General features: G+C 29.3%; 14 protein-coding genes. 2 read left to right on the top strand and 12 right to left on the bottom strand.

Going from position 1 to position 18947, the window contains the following annotated elements:
• Positions 1 to 178 precede the first annotated feature (178 nt).
• The 4 genes from ACOYLP_RS02030 to ACOYLP_RS02015 all read right to left on the bottom strand — a co-directional run bounded on the left by ACOYLP_RS02030 (position 179) and on the right by ACOYLP_RS02015 (position 5074).
• On the bottom strand, positions 179 to 1369 hold the full coding sequence (locus ACOYLP_RS02030; RefSeq protein WP_422854508.1) for a Fic family protein: 1191 nt from the start codon (positions 1367 to 1369) through the stop codon (positions 179 to 181).
• A 146-nt stretch (positions 1370 to 1515) separates the two neighbouring features.
• Complete coding sequence (locus tag ACOYLP_RS02025) at positions 1516 to 2169, bottom strand: hypothetical protein (protein WP_422854507.1); 654 nt, start codon at positions 2167 to 2169, stop codon at positions 1516 to 1518.
• A 146-nt stretch (positions 2170 to 2315) separates the two neighbouring features.
• The gene (locus ACOYLP_RS02020) at positions 2316 to 3686 is read right to left on the bottom strand and encodes a hypothetical protein (RefSeq protein ID WP_422854506.1); all 1371 of its coding nucleotides are present in this window, start codon (positions 3684 to 3686) and stop codon (positions 2316 to 2318) included.
• 149 nt (positions 3687 to 3835) lie between these two features.
• Positions 3836 to 5074, bottom strand: coding sequence for a site-specific integrase (locus ACOYLP_RS02015; RefSeq protein WP_422854505.1), 1239 nt, complete (start codon positions 5072 to 5074; stop codon positions 3836 to 3838).
• A gap of 506 nt (positions 5075 to 5580) precedes the next feature.
• Here ACOYLP_RS02015 and ACOYLP_RS02010 point away from each other — a divergent pair.
• On the top strand, positions 5581 to 6897 hold the full coding sequence (locus tag ACOYLP_RS02010) for a phage integrase SAM-like domain-containing protein (protein WP_422854504.1): 1317 nt from the start codon (positions 5581 to 5583) through the stop codon (positions 6895 to 6897).
• A gap of 281 nt (positions 6898 to 7178) precedes the next feature.
• On the opposite strand, the gene ACOYLP_RS02005 is transcribed toward ACOYLP_RS02010, so the two are convergent.
• The 7 genes from ACOYLP_RS02005 to ACOYLP_RS01975 form a co-directional block, all read right to left on the bottom strand.
• On the bottom strand, positions 7179 to 7895 hold the full coding sequence (locus ACOYLP_RS02005; protein ID WP_422854503.1) for a hypothetical protein: 717 nt from the start codon (positions 7893 to 7895) through the stop codon (positions 7179 to 7181).
• 133 nt (positions 7896 to 8028) lie between these two features.
• Positions 8029 to 9936: an ATP-binding protein gene (locus tag ACOYLP_RS02000; RefSeq protein ID WP_422854502.1), complete on the bottom strand. Its 1908-nt coding sequence runs from the start codon at positions 9934 to 9936 to the stop codon at positions 8029 to 8031.
• The gene (locus ACOYLP_RS01995) at positions 9923 to 11134 is read right to left on the bottom strand and encodes an SIR2 family protein (RefSeq protein WP_422854501.1); all 1212 of its coding nucleotides are present in this window, start codon (positions 11132 to 11134) and stop codon (positions 9923 to 9925) included. The genes ACOYLP_RS02000 and ACOYLP_RS01995 overlap by 14 nt, the downstream gene beginning before the upstream one ends.
• Positions 11135 to 11144: 10 nt before the next feature.
• The gene (locus tag ACOYLP_RS01990) at positions 11145 to 13877 is read right to left on the bottom strand and encodes a class I SAM-dependent DNA methyltransferase (RefSeq protein WP_422854500.1); all 2733 of its coding nucleotides are present in this window, start codon (positions 13875 to 13877) and stop codon (positions 11145 to 11147) included.
• Positions 13878 to 14930: a nucleotidyl transferase AbiEii/AbiGii toxin family protein gene (locus ACOYLP_RS01985; protein WP_422854499.1), complete on the bottom strand. Its 1053-nt coding sequence runs from the start codon at positions 14928 to 14930 to the stop codon at positions 13878 to 13880. It abuts the gene before it with no gap.
• 27 nt (positions 14931 to 14957) lie between these two features.
• A complete protein-coding gene (locus ACOYLP_RS01980; protein ID WP_422854498.1) occupies positions 14958 to 15683 on the bottom strand; it encodes a DUF6577 family protein in 726 nt (241 codons plus the stop codon).
• A 468-nt stretch (positions 15684 to 16151) separates the two neighbouring features.
• Positions 16152 to 16580 (bottom strand): GIY-YIG nuclease family protein, encoded by a 429-nt coding sequence (locus tag ACOYLP_RS01975; protein WP_422854497.1) that lies wholly within the window; start codon positions 16578 to 16580, stop codon positions 16152 to 16154.
• Between the two features lie 322 nt (positions 16581 to 16902).
• On the opposite strand from ACOYLP_RS01975, the gene ACOYLP_RS01970 reads away from it, so the two are divergent.
• A complete protein-coding gene (locus ACOYLP_RS01970) occupies positions 16903 to 17901 on the top strand; it encodes a helix-turn-helix transcriptional regulator (RefSeq protein ID WP_422854496.1) in 999 nt (332 codons plus the stop codon).
• Here ACOYLP_RS01970 and yaaA read toward each other — a convergent pair.
• Positions 17898 to 18947: a peroxide stress protein YaaA gene (gene yaaA, locus ACOYLP_RS01965; RefSeq protein WP_422854495.1), complete on the bottom strand. Its 1050-nt coding sequence runs from the start codon at positions 18945 to 18947 to the stop codon at positions 17898 to 17900. The genes ACOYLP_RS01970 and yaaA overlap by 4 nt on opposite strands.

Below are 18947 nucleotides of genomic sequence, written 5' to 3'. Positions count from 1 at the left end.
TTTTTGTCTTTCTGTTTGTTCGAGAAATTGAACAAGACAAAAAGCGATTTCGTGACAAAAAGCGATTATCGAATGAGCATTTTTTGAGAGAGGTAGAGCGATTTTTAAAGGAAAAAGCTGGTAAAAACAAATGATTTATTGTCCCATTAGAAAGTAGTTTTGTATATATTTAGATTTTCTATTCTACAATGTCCGTTCCATATATTGCAATCGTAATTATCTTTTCTAATGGCTTAAGGTTACTGTTCTGTCCTTCATTCAAAGCCTCATAGTAAGAAGGTTTGTCTTCAATAATTATCTGTTCACTTATTTTTAATAACTCATTTACTTGTTGATTCAATAAAAATCTGGCAACCCTACCATTACCATCTAGAAAAGGGTGGATAGCAAGAAAATCATTGTGAAACTTTGTTATTCTTTGAATAATTGTTGTCTTCCTTTTAGCTATGGATATTATAGGGTAATCTATTTTCCAGTCCTCCAAGAGCTTATTGGTTAATTTGGGAACAAGCTCTGGTTTTGGTGGTATAAAACTTGCCTTTTCAGGGGGACTATCCGGAGAGCCAATCCAAATCATATGATTTCTGAAAATACCAATTTCTTTACTGCCACTTTCAAACATTATTGCTTTATGAATATATTTTAGGGATTCTACACTTAAATTTTGAATAGATACTTCTATATCTTTGGGGAATTCAAATCTTTTTTTATCGGACTTTTCGTTTGTTTTCTGAATAAAAGCGATTGTTTGTTGTGCAAATACATAATTATCACCTATTTTACTTTTTTCAATTGGTTTAACATCACAGCATTTATCAATTTTTGCAGTTAAAACAGATATAATACCTTTACTGTAGGTTTCGAAAAGTTGAGGAAGTTTATTTTGCTGTTTTGTAAAAAATGATATTTGGTCTGCTTTACTAAGTTTTATTTTTAAGTGCAAAAGACGTATTGGTAAACCCAAAGAAGAATCTAAAAGTCCTCTTATTGCCTCATTATCATATATTATACAAGAAACTTTGTCCTTTTCACCTATTGATTGGAGCACTTTTTTGTTCCCAGGAGTTAATTTTTGATTGGTCATAAAAATGACTCCATCAACATTGTTTTTCTTGACTCCTTTATAATCTCCTAAAAATTTATTCTTAATACTTCTAAAAGTCTTTGGTAATGGGGCAAAATATACTGCTGCTAAATATGTACGTCCACTATTTTTACAAAGAATATCCTTTGTCTCATCAGGTCCACCCAATGGTGATTGAGGGTCAACCGATTCGAAGTCCTGCATGATGAGTATGTCAGCACACATTCTCTCCGCGTTTAATGAGTCTCCTCGCCAATTAAGCAATTTATATTCTGTTTCAGTCATTGTTTGTTTCTAATATTAAGTTTAACTTAAATCTAATGTGCTTGTTAATAGGTTTTATAGGTCGAGATTGTTGGTTAAAAGTATAGAAATTGTTGTTAAATGTATTTGAATTAGATAGGATTAATTTAAATGTTTGTAAGTGGTAGTTAAAATTTTATTTTTATCCAATTTGAACTACAGATCAAACTTTGAGAAGTAAACAAATTATTTATAATTTGATCGTCTGTTTGATTATTATCTACCTGATAATTTTGATGATTATCAAAAGTTAATGTTTTTTGATAATCCCCATGATTTATTGTAGTGATAGGAATAAAAGTCACCTGTCTATGATTTTGACTTAAAGGATGATTGTCAGTAATAAATATTGTAGAAATTGTTACTCCATTACAGAATATTTGATAATTTGTGTGTTCCAATAGGTGAAATTGCAAATGATATTTTTCGCCAGTTACAAATTGAATTCCTGTCAACTCAATTTCAACTTTATATTTTGCAATTGCTTGTTTATTTATAAATAATTGATTAACGTCAAACCGAACTGGGAAATAATTAAATAAAATGTAAGATTGGATTTGATAAGGACTTATAAATGGTTTTAATAATTGAGTTGTATTTCCTAATAATTTATTAGAATTGTCAAAACAGCTAAAAGTTATTTTTAATGATGAACCACCAATTCTTAATGCCCAATTTACATCTGTCGTATGAAAATCTAGAAGGTCAAAAAGTAATGAAGGAAATTTTGATGTTTCAAATTCAATTTTGGTGATTTTGTTATTAAAATCTATTGTTTTCATATTTTTTAGTATTAAGTGTTTTTTTTTAGCTCAAAACTTTGTTATTCATTAATCCTAAACTAATTATTTTAAGATACTAAATGTTTTTTTCAAAAAGTATCTAACAAAATAGTTGTTAGCAGTAGACTTATTCTAATTATCAATTATCATGGTTTTATGTTTTTAATTGTCTCATTCAACTCTTTTAGAGTTTCTGACAACTGTCGTGTTTTAAAATTAAAAAGCCAATTTCTATCTTTCATCATTATTGGCATATTGTAAATATTATCAACTGCCTTTGAAATCAATTCTTCTTTTTTACTTCCAGCAATGTCACCATAAGCCTGAACTGTCAAAGCGATTGCTGAACGAAAAGCATATTCTTCTTGATAGCTTCTCTCTCGAACATACTGTTTTATAGCAAAGTAGAGAACAATCATTACAGGAACTGATTTTAAAGAGTTAATAAGTAAATAATGCCAATCAATTGCTGTCGGATATCCACCTACTAGACCAAAGAAATTTGTGAATATTCCAATAATTAAAACTAATGCAAAAATGCCTGTACCAAAAACCACCTTTGCCCACTTTTTTACTGGTTCTTCAAGTTCTTTTTTTCTGTCATTAAATGTGTTGAATAACTTAACAGCACCTTCTTTTCCGATTAGCTCATTTAGAACTTTTATTCTATCGTCAAAAGTTTTGCTTTTGTCAAGTATTGTTTCAAGTTGCTTTTCAAAGCTTGCATTGTACCTAGTTGTAATTCCGATTTGTGCATTGTAATTCTCTTTCAACTGTTTAAGGTCTGATGAAAATTCATCAAATAGGTCTTTCTCTTCCTTTATTCGTTCTTTAATAGTCTCAAGATTTGCGTTTTGTTGATTTAGTAGCCCTGTTATTTGCTGATTTGTGTCTGTGCTGTTTGTTAGAATTCTTGTGATTTCATCTGAATGTGTTCGTGCAGTAGGTAGTAGGTTTGAAATCTCAGAGAGTTCCTTATTTTTAGTCGTTATTAAGGTTGTCAGGCTATTTTTTTCAAGATTGAGTTCGTCTATTAGTTTTTTATTCGTGTCTACGTTCTTGTCAATTTTTTCAACAACTATTGAAAGTTTTGTTTTTAATTCTTCAATTATTTGATTCTCCTTTTTTCTGTCAAGTGGTTCTTGTTTGTGCCAAAAACCATTTTGGACAAGATAATAAACTAGTCTGTATAAATGAGTAACCGCATTGATAAAGTCATTACATGATAAGTATGAATTTAAATTTGCTATGTCATCTCTTAAATTACCCCCACCAAAGTCATTTTGAAACTGATATTGAAATGGTAGAATACAGAACATTTTTGATTGTAATAATTGTCCAATTTTTGAAATAGTTTTTTTTGAAAATTCTCCAAATTCAAGTACTGAATAATTGCCAATATAGACACTAGTCAAGTCCTGGTAGTCTTTATAAACATCAGCAATTCTTTTTTCTACTTCAAGTTTCCAAAAGTCATCAAGTAGCGGAATGATATTTTGTTTATGTTCTGGTGTCATACTATGTATTTTTAGTTTATGTAGTCACTTATGCTTACTGTCAACTAATTAATATCACTAAAAAGTAATAATATTTCGCAAGATATATAGCATTGAACATAATCGAAATACGTGTTTTTACGTATTTATCTTATTCAGGAGCAAGACTTTTATGAAGTTTTAGAAAGCATGATATTGTTCGAGAACTTGTCTTTAAGGATTTTCATATCTTCACTTACTTTTCTGTCTAGGACCTTAGCATAGTGTTGCGTAGTTCTCAAATTCTTGTGGCCTAGCATTTTGCTTACGCTTTCGATGGGTACACCGTTAGTGAGGGTTACAGTTGTGGCAAAGGTATGTCTTGCAATATGAAAGGTTAACTCTTTATCTATTTCGCAAATTGTTGAAATTTCTTTTAAATAAGCATTCATTTTTTGATTTGACAGAATAGGGATTAGTCTATCATTACAATTAGCTTGAGGATGATTTTCATATTTGTCAATTATTATTTGCGTAACAGGCAATATTGGAATCTTTGAGGCACTTTCTGTTTTTTGTCTGTGAGTGAAAATCCATTTTTCTCCATCAATTCCAAGACTTATGTGAGACTTTGTCAAGTTTTTAACATCAATGTATGCTAGACCCGTAAAACAGCTAAAAAGGAAAATATCACGAACAAGTGAAAGCCTATCGTTTTTTAAATCCTTTTCAATAATATTTTGAACTTCTTTCTCAGTTAAATAAACCCGTTCAACTTCTTTTACTTTTGCTTTATAGTTTGCAAATGGATTCTTGTCTAACCAATCATTAGCCAAACAAATTTTAATTATTTTACTAAAGTTTTTGATGTATTTAACAGCAGTATTATTTGAGCAATTTCTAACACTTCTTAAATAGAATTCGTAATCAGAAATAAAAGCATGATTTATTTTGGAAATTTCAATATCTGAAATTTTATATTTCCATTCTAAAAATTCAATAGTATGCTTTAGAGAAGTGGTATAGCGTTCTAATGTTCCAGGAGCGTATTCTTTACCAACCAATTCTTTTATTTTATTGTTATGGTCTTGGAAGATGGGAACGAGCATGCGTTGTTTTTCTTCAGAACCGAAAAGCAATTCTTTAAAGTTCTCAATATTCAATTCCTGATTCTTATGTATTAGTTCCATTTGAATATCCAACACTTTAGATTTGAGTAAATCAAGATAACTATTAATTGAACGAGCTTCCTCTGAAGAACCTTTCATTTTGCACGCTTCAGATAGCCATCGGTTAGGTTCTATAAACTTTTTGGTACTGAATTCTGTTCTGATTCCGTTTACGGTAAGACGAACATAAATCGGAAATTGCCCTTTGGCATTAGCCTTGGTGGATTTTGCATAGAAATGCAGGTTTACTTTCGCTTTCATTTTACTGACTGATTAATTATTTATCAATTTAAATTCCTTATCCAAGTCAAACAAGATGTTTACTGAGTGAACTAGCTATAGTTTTTCAATCGTAAGCCCTTTGTTTGCGAGGGTTAAGAGATTTTAGCGAGACCCTAGATTTCTAGTTTTTTCTAGGGTCTCGATTTAGTCCCTTTAGCGATAAGATTCAATGAATAATTTGGTATATGCGCAAAAGCAAAAAACCCCGAAAATCATAAGATTTCCGGGGTTTTGACACCATTTAGGATTTTTTTCAGCGGAGAAAGAGGGAACGAAATAGCTTAATTGCTAATTAACTCTAAACAATTGAATTAGAACAAAAAACCTTGTTAAGTTAGGTATTTAAAGGGTTTGTAATAAAAAATATAATTAATTTGCATTAGGTTGAATTAGTATAAATTCGCTTTTGGTCGGACAAATGTCGGACAAAATATTTTTTTATAATCATTCAACTATATATATTTGTTGCAACTAAAATATGAAATATGGCTACGATAAAATATTCGATTAGAGGAAATAATAATCCATCAAAAATATACATCCGATTTGTTGCAAATAGAGAAACTGATATTAAACTAGCAATTCCGTTAGTTATCAATCCAGCTTATTTTAATAACGCAAGTGGTAAAATACGGAAAGTCTCCCAGTTTGCTGAAAGAGACAATTTGCAAAATGAATTAGACACTTTAGAATCCTATATAATTAGCAGATATAATAAAAGTGGTACAGGTTCAGATATAGTTAATAAAGACTGGTTAAATGATTGTCTAAACACCCATTTTAATAAAGCCGAAATAACAGATAACAATTTCATTCTTAATTATTGCGACCTCTATGTAGAAAAATTGGAGTTAAAAACAAATGACAGAACTGGAGAACTCGGAACATCTAAAGCCACAGTTACAAAATACAAAACAATAAAATTAAAAATACAGGGATTCCAAGAGTATAAACGCCACAAGTATAAACTATCTGAAATTGATTTGAAGTATAGAAATGATTTTCTTAAATATTTACTTGAAGTAGAAAAGTTAGGCAGAAACACGGCAGGGCGTTATATTAAGTTTTTAAAAACCATTTGTTTAGATGCTCAAAAGTCTGGCTATACAGTTAGTCCACAACTTCAACAGATTAAAGGTTTTAGTGTACAAATTGATAAAATTTATCTTAATTGGGATGAATTAGCGGAAATCGAAAAAGTTGATTTGAAAGAAGCACATTTACAAGATGCCAGAGATTGGCTTTTGATAGGTTGTTACATTGGTCAACGTGTTGGGGACTTATTACAATTAACAAAGCAAGATATTAAGCAAATTGGCAATTTAGATTTTATAGAACTTATTCAGCAAAAAACTAAAAAAAGAGTTTCCATACTTGTACACGATAAAGTAAGAGCAATTTTAGATAAAAGAAATGGAAACTTCCCATCTCTTTACAGCAAAAACATAGAAAGTTCAAAAGCTAAATTTAATTTGTACATCAAAGATGTTTGCCAAGAAGCCAAATTGAATGAAACAATTTCGGGCGCAAGGATAAACCCTGATACTTCTCGAAAAGAAAATGGTGATTTTAAAAAATGGGAATTGATTACATCACATATTTGCAGGCGTTCATTTGCTACAAATTATTACGGAGATATTCCGACTGGTTTACTATTGAATGTAACAGGGCATAGTACCGAAAAAGAGTTTTTAAATTACATCGGAAAAACTCCAATAGATTACGCACAACAAATGGCAATCTATTGGAACATTCAAAGTCAAAAACAAGAAAAGAAATCAATTATGAGAATTGCTAAATAAATCAATTGGAACTTGTAGTAGAAAACATTGCAATGGTATTGCAATAACCTCCATAAATCATTGCAATACCATTGCAATGTTTTTGTCACTAAATGTTGTCATTTTGTAACCCTTTTAGAACGCATTAATAATTGATTGAGAAAGGGTACAATTGTTGTTTGGTTTTGTAGACTTATTAAGAATTATTTTTATTCACTTTTTACTCAGTTTTAGGCAAATAAGTGGCAACTGAAATGTAAAACTTTTTTATTTTAGTACTACTTTAAAATATTTGATGATAATTATTCATACTGTCCTAAGAACATATTGTCCGTTTTTAAATAGAATAATGGAATTATATATTTCTTTTGCTCATTAAATTGGAACTTTTTAAAATCGGTTATATTGGTCATTGTTTCAATAGGTGGAGGAGAATCAACTGTCAGAAAATATCCAAAAGGATTAAATGTTATTTCAGAATGAGTATTCATTGAACCATTAAAATTATTCCATTGTATCCCATACAATCGTTTATGTTTTGAAATCGTATTATATAAATAAACTTGATACTTATCAGGTAATGAATTGTTGTCCTTTTCTAAAATGAAGTTTACTAATTCTTTATCATTTTTGAGAAAATCTGAATGGTCAATAGCTAAAAACATAGTTAGAACTTGCTTTAAAACATTCAAAGGTTTAAAATTAAATTCGATAAGATTAGCTCTGTTTATCTTTTCAACATTATTAAAGTGATTGTATGCTTGACCTACAAATTCAGAGAAATCTCTAGCATACCAAGTTCCTGTATTATTGTTACAACTTTTACAAAAACAATAGGAACCAGAGCCATTATTACTTCTTATTGATTTTCCATAAACATAACTTTTTTCATCAAACAAATGTTCGTGTTTTTGAATTAGTATTGGATTATCATTGAAAGCAGCTTTCGGTGGAATATGCTCAAATGTTAGCTCTTTGAACTCTCCACATAGGTGACAGTTACCTTTTTCACTTTTCATATCAGAAAATGATGAATATTAATTTATATTTTACAATAAAATTTGATTCCTTGTGTAATAAAATGTTAACTAATAATTAAGCTAGATAATTATTTTGGTTATCAGACAAGTTAAACACCCAAGTATGGCTATGTTATTTCCAGTGTTTAGTTAATTCTATTGTTTCATTGTAAGGTTTATAAACATCTTCAATTTTATCAACTTTAATTACAACAGGTAAATCAGCGCATAGTCCAGCTAAAATGCAAGCTCCTTGGGGCAAAATTGATAAACTTTCAAAAGACACTTTGTCTAAATAAGACACAGTTCTACCAATAGCTTCTATATCTTTGTTATTGATTAACCGATGTAAAAAGTAATTATGCAATTGTGATATAATAGTATCTGAAATATCAGATGGTCTTTGACTTGCAATGGTTAAGAAAACACCAAATTTTCTACCTTCCTTTATTATTTCCTCAAATGTTTCTAAACGATAATCTTTCCAAGTCTCACTTTCTCTTGTTGATGATTTTGAAAGTATATTATGAGCTTCGTCAACTATTATATTAAGATATTTATCTTTTTTTTCATTATTAATTTTGTGATTTTCATAATACTCTTTACAAATAACTAAGGGTAATACTTTTTTAATTGATTGTTCATTAATGTTTTTTAATGACAATATTGTAACCAATTTTGTATTCGAACTTTTGGCTTCAACAACATCAATTAAATTTTGAAGTTGTCTAAAAATCTTTATTGTCCTTCCTTTTAAAGGGCCAATAAATTCAGGGTTTACATAACCAGAAACAACATCTTTATAATATTTTAAAACAATTTTTAGTTTTAAATTAAATAAAGAGTCATTAGAAAAATTTATCTCTTTAACTAATCCAATTAAAGGTATGTAAAAATGAACTTCAATATTTTTAGGTTCATATTCGGGATATCTCTCATTATCCGTTTGATTTTCTCTCCCTTTTAATCCATTTTTTAAAAAATATGAACCATTATCCGATTTGAAATCAATATTTTCATTAATAAAAGAACTAATTTTGTCATGGATCTCAGGCTCAATAAAGCAATCTTTTATATCTTTAAATAAATCAATTAATACCTTAACACCTAAATTTTTATCTTTTTTGGATAACAATACTTTTATTATTTCAGTATCAATAAATTCATTAAAACTGAATTCATTCTTTTTAAATGAGCTATAATTTAGCACCGAATCTAGAAAAGGTTTTTGTGTTTTTTCTGTTGCATCTAATAGAATTGATAGAATTTCGACATTCTCAATTGATTCTTTTGAAATTGGAAATTTACTATTTCCATCTCCTAAAATAAACTCATCCTTATAATCTTCTTCAAGTATTATCTTTTCATATGTTCCCTCATTTGTTTTAGGATTTACATATTCACCATTAAAATCAATCAAAACAAACTTTGCGTTTTCTTGGAATTTTGGTTCGTTTTTATATTGATTAAAAAGTTCGTGATAAATTTTAGCTAATGTGTAAGATTTTCCGCTTCCAGTGTTGCCAAAAATGCCAATATGACTTGCGAAAAGTCTATCTACTCCTAGCTTTATTGTAACACTTGTTTCATTTAATAAAGTTCCGATTTGAATTGCGACTTCATCGTCTTTGGCAAACTTGTGAATTAATTCAAATTCATTTTCAGTTAATAAATAACATTCATTTTCAATTAATGGAAGTTCTTTTAAACCTTGTTTAAATTCTTTTTCTTGGTTTTCTGAATTAATAAAGCCAACTAAAGTTATACTTAAAATTCTTTTAATCTTGTTTTTAGAGTTATAGTAATTTGAAGCTATATTTAATTTGTCTTCCTGGATAAACTCACTTTCAATTTTTCCAATTAATTCAGAAAATCCTTTGGTAATTTTAATGTAACTCCCAACAGAAACATTCTTAACCACATTTCCATTGAAAAGCAAGTGTGAGGCATTTTTCATTTTGTCTACAGCGACTTCAATGGTTCTACCTTTAACTGCAATGACATTTCCTATTTTTAAAATTGAAGCATTATCCTTTTCCATCTATAGTTTCGGTAGTTGGTTTTGTTTCTTTTTGGTTTTCCTCTCCTAGTATTTCTTTTAATTTGTCTTCTCCTATAAAATATTTATTATCAAGCTCATTTGCGATAGGGTCAAAAATATTTGAAATTTGGGCTTTCAAACAAAAAGATTCAGTAATATGTATGACAATAACATTTTTATACTGCGGAAATAATTGTTCAATATTATCTTTATCCGATTTTGAGTAACATAAAAAATAAATAATAAGAGTAGGGTTACTTTGTAGAACTCTTTGTGTGATTTCTTTTAGGTGTTCATCTGCAAATGAAAATCCAGTAACAAATAAAACTGAATTTTCTTTTTCGAGGGCATTTGAATACATTCTCAATTGCTCATAAAAATTATAATCAATAGTTGTTAATGCAAATTTTTCTTTGGTTGGGTTTACCATTACTAACTCGTTATAAATATTTAAAAACTTATCAATTTCGTCAGTTATTTTTAATTTCTTTGATTTCTCTTTTAGTTCTTCAACAGTTGTGTCTTTTGTAATATCAATTAAATTTTCAGTTAATATTTTTACTTTATCTAGTCTTAACAAAACATCCAATTGTCTATCATGAAAAATAGAATCTTTTTTCAATTGCCAGTTGACAGATCCATGCATTTTAAATAAATTGAAGGTTGGTAATTCCGTTTTATTGTCATAATGAGCACTTACTTGATAAACTGACTTTTTGTAATTACTTGTAGAAAAGATAGGATTCTGTCTACCATAAAAACCATCATTAAATTCAAGATTTAGTTTCTCAAGAGTATAATCTAAAAACAAATCCATATTAGTTGTAAACAAATTAATTTGTTTACTTATGATATTTGTCTTTCTACGAGTTAAAATGGTATTTAATGCAGAAATAAATTGACGATAATTTTCTAAAGTACTTCTAAATTCTTCCTCCCGCTCAGACGCTATCCTTTTATCTATAAATCCTAGATTACCTCTTATGCATTTTTGAAAATATGCGTACTTAATTGAGCAATCAATAATTTTAAATTCACTGGAATCTCTATCTATTTTATTATTTAGTTCAGTTAATAAATTTTCAACCATTTTTAAGGTTTCAAAATACTCTGTTGATGCACCTGAACCTATTAGAAAATTAATATGACAACTTTCTAATATTTTTTTTAACTTTTCTTGTTCTTTTTTGTCTAACATAGATAACAATTTATTTTTTACTTTTCTTCTCCTTAACAAACAATCCAGCAGTATATTTTTCATACAACTCAAATAAAAACTCCATGCGTTTTGCTTCACTGGTGAAGGCTTGTTTGCTGTAGGCTGCATCCACGGCTTTGTCTAATTCATTATGGGCTTTTACTAATGCTGGTGGCATGGTTAAGGGATTATATAAATCTGCTAATGAACTAGTAGGGAAAGAAACTCTAACATCTAAAACATGTTGTGCTTTTTCTTCAATCGTTTTTGTTTGTTTTTCAGAAGGATTTTCTGGCCAAGGATAGTTGTTGTAAACAATATCTTTTGAGTATCTGAAATCACTTTTCAATCTACCACAAGTTGTTTTTACCCATGCCATGTGCATGGTTGAATTAAGAATTCCAAAATGGAATAAACTTGCATTTGGAATTGATTGGCAAGTATCACTTACAATAAAATCTTTAGAAAAAAATCCAATTGGAATATAACTTCTGTTTTCTGAAGTAGTTCTTGGAACTAATAAAAAATCATCTTTTGGTTGAGTAACTTGTCTAAATAAATTATGATATTTATAATCACGAGTTGATGCAGCTATACTTTCACTTCTGAATTTTTTCACAGCTTCAATTCTTTGAAGAAGCATGGGGCAATTTTTCAATTCATTAGGATTTGCATCAACTAACCAAATACACCATCTTTTTTCACCATTTAGATATTCTCGGGCACTTAAAAAAGGTTTAATAAATTTACTAGCATTAGGCTCTTTGATTAAAAAATCTATTTTCTCTTCATTACTAAGAATATAGAAACCTCCATCTGTAGGCTTACTACCATACATCATTTTTGGAACATTACATATTGGAGTATTTCTATTTTCAATTAATATATCTTTTGCATCAACTAAATACGGATTGATATTTTTAACTTTGAGTTCGTGAGCTTCTCCTTTTATATCTTCGTAATCAAATATATACTTGTTATTTGTGTCAAAATTTGCAAAACCAATAATTACACAGTATACTGCTGCATTTCCTTTTGCTTCATTATTCCATTTAAATGTACGATGTGCAAAATGAATTTTAATATTAAAATTACTTAATAAGTAACTCCATAAAATCCCTACTTGTTCGCCTTGAACAACAGAATTTGTCGAAACAAAAGCAGCTTTTATTTTTGTGTCTAATATATATTTTGATGCTTTGTAATACCATGCTGTAACATAGTCCATAACACCTGCAGCTTTTATTCCTTGCATAACAAAATGTAAATCTTTTTTTTGCTCTTCACTTTGCATGTGATGTCCTAAAAAAGGTGGATTCCCAATAATATGAGTTAGTGCTTTTTTTGGAACAACCTCTTCCCAATCCACTCTTAATGCATTCCCATGCACAATTTTAGCCGATTTTTTCAAAGGTAAACGTGCAAAGTATTGTCCAAATTCATTACTAATTTGCATGTTCATTTGATGGTCTATTAGCCACATGGCTACTTCGGCAATTCGCGCTGGAAATTCTTCGTATTCAATGCCGCACATCATGTCAACATCAAGCCAAATGATATCGCTAACATCTAAAATTCCTTGCCCTGATTTGTAAGTAGCTCGTAAAACTTCTAATTCTAACAAACGTAATTCGCGATAGGTAATCACCAAGAAGTTACCACAACCACAAGCTGGGTCTAAGAATTTGAGTTGACTAATTTTTTTATGGAATTCGGGTAATTTGTTTTTATTGCCTTTTAAACTTTCAAATTCAGCCCACAGTTCATCTAAAAACAAGGGTTTGATTAGTTTTAAGATATTGCTTTCGCTGGTATAATGTGCTCCTAAGTTTCTGCGTTCTTTAGGGTTCATTACACTTTGAAACATGGAACCAAAAATAGCCGGTGAAATTTTACTCCAGTCGATGTAACAACAATCCAACAAGGCTTGGCGCATTTTACTATCAAAACTTGCCATGGGTAAAATTTCTTCAAACAATTTACCATTTACATACGGAAAATCGTTTAACTGCTCGTCTAAATTCTTGAATCGCTTGTCTTTTGCTGTATTTAATACCTGGAACAATTCTTGAACTTTTGAAGCTAAATCACTTCCGTCTTCAGCTGTTCTGTTTTCTATGTAATCTTGAAATTGTTGTTTTTCAAAAATGCTCGTATCTTCTGCAAACAAACAGAATAAAATACGAACCAAATACACTTCTAAAGGATGTCCTTCATAACCAATTTCTTCTAATCGGTCATGGAGTTTTCCCATTAATTCAGCAGCTTTGATATTGGCTGGATCTTGTTCCTTATAGGTCTTTTTTTGGTAACCTAATAAATAACCAAAACTTTGCACGTTTTGAATTAATTCATCAATTGTAAATTCTAAAGTGGTTTGTTCTTCAGTATCGTACAATCTGAAAATATGGAAGTCGCATACCAAAACGTATTTTGGGAGTTCGTTTTGTTTTAATCCGTGTGTGTAATCAATGGCTTGTTGAAAGGCTTTGTCTAGGTTTTTACCACGGCTTTTCATTTCTATCAAAATAGTTCCTTTCCAAAGCAAATCGATATACCCATCGGCATCTGAAAGTTTCTTTACTCGGTGTTCAAATGTTCCAATCTTTTTACGAGTGATACCAAAGACATCAAAAAAAGCATCTAAAAATGGTTTAGCATCCGCTTCTTCATTAGTAGTGTCTTTCCATTCTTTGGTGAATTTAACTGCTCTGTCTTTTATTTCGTTCCAGCTTAATGCCATTTAATGTTTGTTTAATTGTAAAGCCTTATACCAATAGTAAAAAGCTTCTGGGTTGTTCTTTTTTAACTTGCTTATTTTGTTGTTTTGTTGGTTTTCAATTAGCCAATCTTTTGTTTCTAATGGGTTTTTAAACTTTTCGATTTTTATTTCCTTTTCGGATTGTATTAGTTTGGTTAGGTAAGCGACTTTAGCTGCTGCTATTATAGCTTCTTCAATGGTGAACTTATCTATGGTAAAGTTGGTAAAGTTTTTTACACCAAGTTGTAATTGTTTAAAATCTTCTGATTTATCTTCTCTTTCTGCTAAAGTATAGCATGTATGCCACGTATCGTTTAATACTTCGCTGGAGTTTATCTCCAATTTGCGAAAACCAATTTCTTCTTGAACTACTTTGTTGTAGCTGTTTTTTACTACCGTTATATCAGTTATGTTGTCGAATAGAAATGCAATATCGTATAATTGTTTTATGATTTCTACAGGGCGGTTTTTACTGAATAGTATTCCTGTAGTCTTTGGCGCGAATGCTGTCAGTTTATCTCCTAAAATGGCATCAAAAGTTGGCATTGTAATCATCGTTTCTTCTTCTGAAGTTGATAACCAAGCATGTTTTATTGGTAGTTTTATAACTTCCGGGTATGGGTTTGCCGTATAGAGTAGGTCTAAAAGGATTGGTTCTATATTTCCATCTACAACACTTTTATAATATGTTTTGAAATGGCCTATAGGCGCATCGGGTGTATGTTTACGGTTGTTGTCGTCTTCCCAATCAAGAAAGATTTTTTCATCTACTATTTTTTGTAAAACTGCCGTTATTTCTTTTTCGGTATGCTCTGTAATGATGTCAATGTCAATTGAAAAACGTTTTGGTTTTTCGGTAGCCAACACTAATGCAGTTCCTCCTTTGAAAGTGAAGTTTAGCCCATTTAACTGTAGTTGTTCCAATAATGTTAGTGCCCAAATTACTTTTTCAATTAATTTGGCATCGACGTGTTTTCCTAACTTGTTTTTTAAGTTGAAAATCCAATCTATTGTATAGGTTTCTTTGTTTATCATATTTATATGTTATTGTCAAAAAAGCAGTTATTTTGCCAAACTTATATTTATCATTTTTTCTAATTCTGTTTCTCGATTTCTCCTTGCGGCATATCGTTTCATTTTTGCTTCGTTGATATCGTATTTATCGAAAGCGGATTTAAAAATAAAATCGAGTTCTCCTTGTTGTGCTGCAAATAGTTCTTTATCGATTAGCATGTCAACCAAAATTTTTTCAAGCGTTGGTATTGTAAGCTCGTTTCGTTTTAGAGTGGGTGCTTCAGAAAACAAGTTTTTTACAATAATGACATCTTCTAATGCACTAATATATCTGTCAAAAAAAATATCGTCTGGATTTATGTATACTTTTGAAAAATTATTGTTTAAATCGTTAAATACTTGTTCTACAGCTATTTTTTCTACTTCGATAATTACAAAATGTTTGAATGGTTGGTGGCGCATCAAGTCATTTAGCCAGGAACTGTCCCATACACAATAATTAATAAATGGATACGCTTTGTTAATACGGTATGCTATTTTTTTTAGCTGTTCACTGATTTGTGGATTAAAAGTTTCTACTTTACCTAAGGTGTAAATTCCTCTTGACAGATTATTTATAACACCTCGTTTTTTTAATAGGTACAAATAGGCATTGATGGTATTATCAGACCAATTAGAGAAATCGTTTCTGATAGCTATCATTAGATCTTCTTTTGAAATAATTTTATTATTTTCAAAGTAGTATTTTATCTGATTTTCAATCGTTTTTTCCAATTTTAATTTATTTAAAAGTAAAAGTAGTCAATTATTTTTAATAAATATAACTTTGGCAAAAATTATAGTATTTTGCCAAAGTTATATAACGCATTGTGATATGCGATATGTATTCTTTTTTAGATGGTTTTCGTAACGAAAAAAGTATAGATTTTGTTACTATTGATAGTTTTGATAATAGTAGCAATCGTTTGCTACACTTAAAATTAGTAGGTTGTATTCTTTTTGTATTTATATTTTATAGTTGAATTGTCAGGATGAACCTGACTTCTGTGATATAAAACATAATAAAAAAAATATTTTTACTTCTCTGGCTTACCTTTTTACTTTTTGAATATTAGTGTAAAAAAAAGCAAACCTTAACTTGATCTTATAGCACAAAACTATTTTGATAGGTAATTAAAGTTTTTTAAATAATAATGTGATATTATTTTTAGATACCGTATTCAATTTTTTGTGATTCCATATTTACTTACTAATCTTTTTATCATTCAAACAAGGCTTAAACTCTTGAATATATTCGGTTTCTTTTAATTGAACGTTGATGCCAGATTCAAAAGGAACACATTCAATAGTAAAGTTGGAACAAATAAATGCTCTAGTCTGTTCCTGTAAATTCTTATTCTTTTTGTCTTTAATATCAAAATCCAAGTAACGCCCTATTTTTCTAACAAATGTTGCTCCTTCAAAGTTTGACCAACCCATTTCTTGCTTAGCTCTGTTTGCTAAATGACTTGATTTGGTTAGTTCTGCTTTACCAATATATGCTATTTCACTAGAACAATTATAGTTCAACTTTTTGCATAATGATACCATTAACTCTTGGTTTTTTGGTCTAATGATATAAAGACCTTGTTTGCCTTTATAAGCTTTTAAATAATCAATTACTGTTTCCATATTTACACTTTAGGGTTAGTTAGATAAAATTTGATTATGATGAACATTGGCTAAAGATAGAAAATATAAAACTATAAAAATGATTATTGAATATAAAAAGCGAATTGGTTTTTCTTTGCACCACAAAAACCAAGTATAAATGATAGCAACAATTATTAAAATTACAGCTACCTTCTTTAACTGTTCAAAAAAGCTATTTTCATTATTTGCCATAGAAGAAAGGGTTTGAATTTATTTTGGAATTATATCAGCAAAACTAAAATCTTGTTGAGACAAAAAATGACAAAGTTCTTTTTATCTTTGTTCAGATAATTAAATCATTATGGAAGATTACAGCAAAAAAAGGCTTTATAAAAAAATCATCGTTAAGCTCCTTAGAGAAAAGAAACTTTCTATAGAAGAGCTTTTGACCGAATTAAATGATATTTTAAAAGACGACTACGGATTTGAACCTATCTCAAGGAGAACCTTTGATAGAGCCAAAGAAAGTTTAATTGAAAATGGCTATCAAATTAATTCCAGAAAGTTTAACGGAAGAAACTATTTTGTATTGGAAGGCTATCCAGACAATCTGAACCTTACACAGGAAGAACAGCTTACTTTTCCACTCCTTATTGGCTTGTTGGACACCGAGAAGACTATGAACTCAGTAGAGTGGCTTAAAGCAGCTTTAATGGATGAATTTGATTACAGCATAGAGGATTTAAACCCCTATCCTTATTTTGTTCACGTTCAACCCACTTTAAACAGCCAAGACAAATTGCTTATACTGGCTGGAAAAATTATTGAATACATCAAAAAAGGGCAAGCCATATTATTTCAATACCAAAAGAAAGGAATTACAGAATTTAAACAAGTAGCTCAGTTACAGATTCGGTACTATGATAACAGATATTATTTGTTGGCAAGCACAATTGACGTTACAACTTATCAGCCAACCAAATTATTGCAAACTTTTACATTAGATATGTTTGTAGAAAAAAATGTAAATCCTGCTATTGATGAAAGTGATGAAAATGCTACAGAACCAAAACACATTTTCTTTGATCATGATGCTTTATATAAAACAACACGATTAGAAGAACTGTTGAAGCATAGCTTGGGAATTTGGTATGATTGGAAAGAAAACAAACTCAAAACCTTTAGATTAAAATTTACCGATTGGGCTATGGGGATTGTGAAAAATAAAAAAATCCATCCTTCACAAAAGATAATTCATGACAGCCCAGAAAACTTAATTATTGAAATTACTGTTTGGGACAATCATGAAATTGATTATTTCTTGGGAAGATTTGGTGATAAATGTGAGAGGTTGAATTAAAGTTTAGGTAAAAAATAGTTTTTTAAAAAAGTTGCTGATGTTTGGCCTTGTCCATGTTTTATCCATATATCTACCCATTGAGGTATTGGATTTAACGCCTCTTTATATCCTGTAGTTTCAGCCAATGAATAAAACACCATTTCGTTTTCTATTTTATTTTCATGAATGTATTTTTTTACAGATTCTAGAATGCTATCTGTCTCATTATTCCAAAAATTATGTTTGTCAATTGTATAATGATAATCAATAATTGAATCTCTAAATTCAATTACACCATATAAAGCAGAAATAATTAAAATATGTAAATTTGAATTATCATTTTTATCATAATATAGGTTTCTAAGGGCTTTATAAAATTTTCCATCATATCTTTCAATTGCAGGTAAAAATAGATTATTGTTCCTACATTCAGAAAAATAATTATTTAGAATAGGAATCTTATTTCTTTTAATAGGTTTATTACTTTTATAAATAAAATAGTTTGGTGAATTTATAAGTAAATCGTCATAATTAGAAAGACTAACAGTTCTATCATTTATTACATTGTTGTAATTTTCATTATGAAAATAATTATTTGCTATCTGTCTAATTCCACCGCTATTCTTTGCATCAGAACAACCAATAATTAAAAGTTTATTTTTTTTCTTATCTTTAATCTTATTCCAATCTAAAAATTCTATTTTTTCTTCAATTTTTTCTTCAGCTGTTCTATTATCTTTTTGCTTAGTTAATTTACTACTCCTTTCTTTATTTACTTTAGCCCCTTTGCTAGATTCTGATTGATTACTAGATATCTTATCTACAATTTTTTTATTATTTCCTTCTGAAAAATGATTGAGTATCAAATCAGATAATTGTTGTGTGGTCTGACCTTTAAATAAATTCAATGGTAACTCAGTTTGAATTATATATTCTTTTAACAATGCAGATTTATTACCTGAAAATAAAATTCCATTTCTATATAGTAATGGTTTATCTTGTCGATAGTAAGTTAGTTTATATTTACTATTATCTAACTCAAATGTATGTTCGTTAATTCTAGGCAT

The organism is Flavobacterium sp., assembly GCF_049318325.1.
Classification (GTDB): domain Bacteria; phylum Bacteroidota; class Bacteroidia; order Flavobacteriales; family Flavobacteriaceae; genus Flavobacterium.
Note: the sequence above shows the minus strand (reverse complement) of the source record. Positions and strands in the feature narration are given on the sequence as shown.

What these genes read in the sequence shown, in the direction of transcription:
- ACOYLP_RS02030 (WP_422854508.1), bottom strand. Translation starts at nt 1,369, where the DNA reads ATGACTGAAACAGAATATAAATTGCTTAATTGGCGAGGAGACTCATTA.
- ACOYLP_RS02025 (WP_422854507.1), bottom strand. Translation starts at nt 2,169, where the DNA reads ATGAAAACAATAGATTTTAATAACAAAATCACCAAAATTGAATTTGAA.
- ACOYLP_RS02020 (WP_422854506.1), bottom strand. Translation starts at nt 3,686, where the DNA reads ATGACACCAGAACATAAACAAAATATCATTCCGCTACTTGATGACTTT.
- ACOYLP_RS02015 (WP_422854505.1), bottom strand. Translation starts at nt 5,074, where the DNA reads ATGAAAGCGAAAGTAAACCTGCATTTCTATGCAAAATCCACCAAGGCT.
- ACOYLP_RS02010 (WP_422854504.1), top strand. Translation starts at nt 5,581, where the DNA reads ATGGCTACGATAAAATATTCGATTAGAGGAAATAATAATCCATCAAAA.
- ACOYLP_RS02005 (WP_422854503.1), bottom strand. Translation starts at nt 7,895, where the DNA reads ATGAAAAGTGAAAAAGGTAACTGTCACCTATGTGGAGAGTTCAAAGAG.
- ACOYLP_RS02000 (WP_422854502.1), bottom strand. Translation starts at nt 9,936, where the DNA reads ATGGAAAAGGATAATGCTTCAATTTTAAAAATAGGAAATGTCATTGCA.
- ACOYLP_RS01995 (WP_422854501.1), bottom strand. Translation starts at nt 11,134, where the DNA reads ATGTTAGACAAAAAAGAACAAGAAAAGTTAAAAAAAATATTAGAAAGT.
- ACOYLP_RS01990 (WP_422854500.1), bottom strand. Translation starts at nt 13,877, where the DNA reads ATGGCATTAAGCTGGAACGAAATAAAAGACAGAGCAGTTAAATTCACC.
- ACOYLP_RS01985 (WP_422854499.1), bottom strand. Translation starts at nt 14,930, where the DNA reads ATGATAAACAAAGAAACCTATACAATAGATTGGATTTTCAACTTAAAA.
- ACOYLP_RS01975 (WP_422854497.1), bottom strand. Translation starts at nt 16,580, where the DNA reads ATGGAAACAGTAATTGATTATTTAAAAGCTTATAAAGGCAAACAAGGT.
- ACOYLP_RS01970 (WP_422854496.1), top strand. Translation starts at nt 16,903, where the DNA reads ATGGAAGATTACAGCAAAAAAAGGCTTTATAAAAAAATCATCGTTAAG.
- yaaA (WP_422854495.1), bottom strand. Translation starts at nt 18,947, where the DNA reads ATGCCTAGAATTAACGAACATACATTTGAGTTAGATAATAGTAAATAT.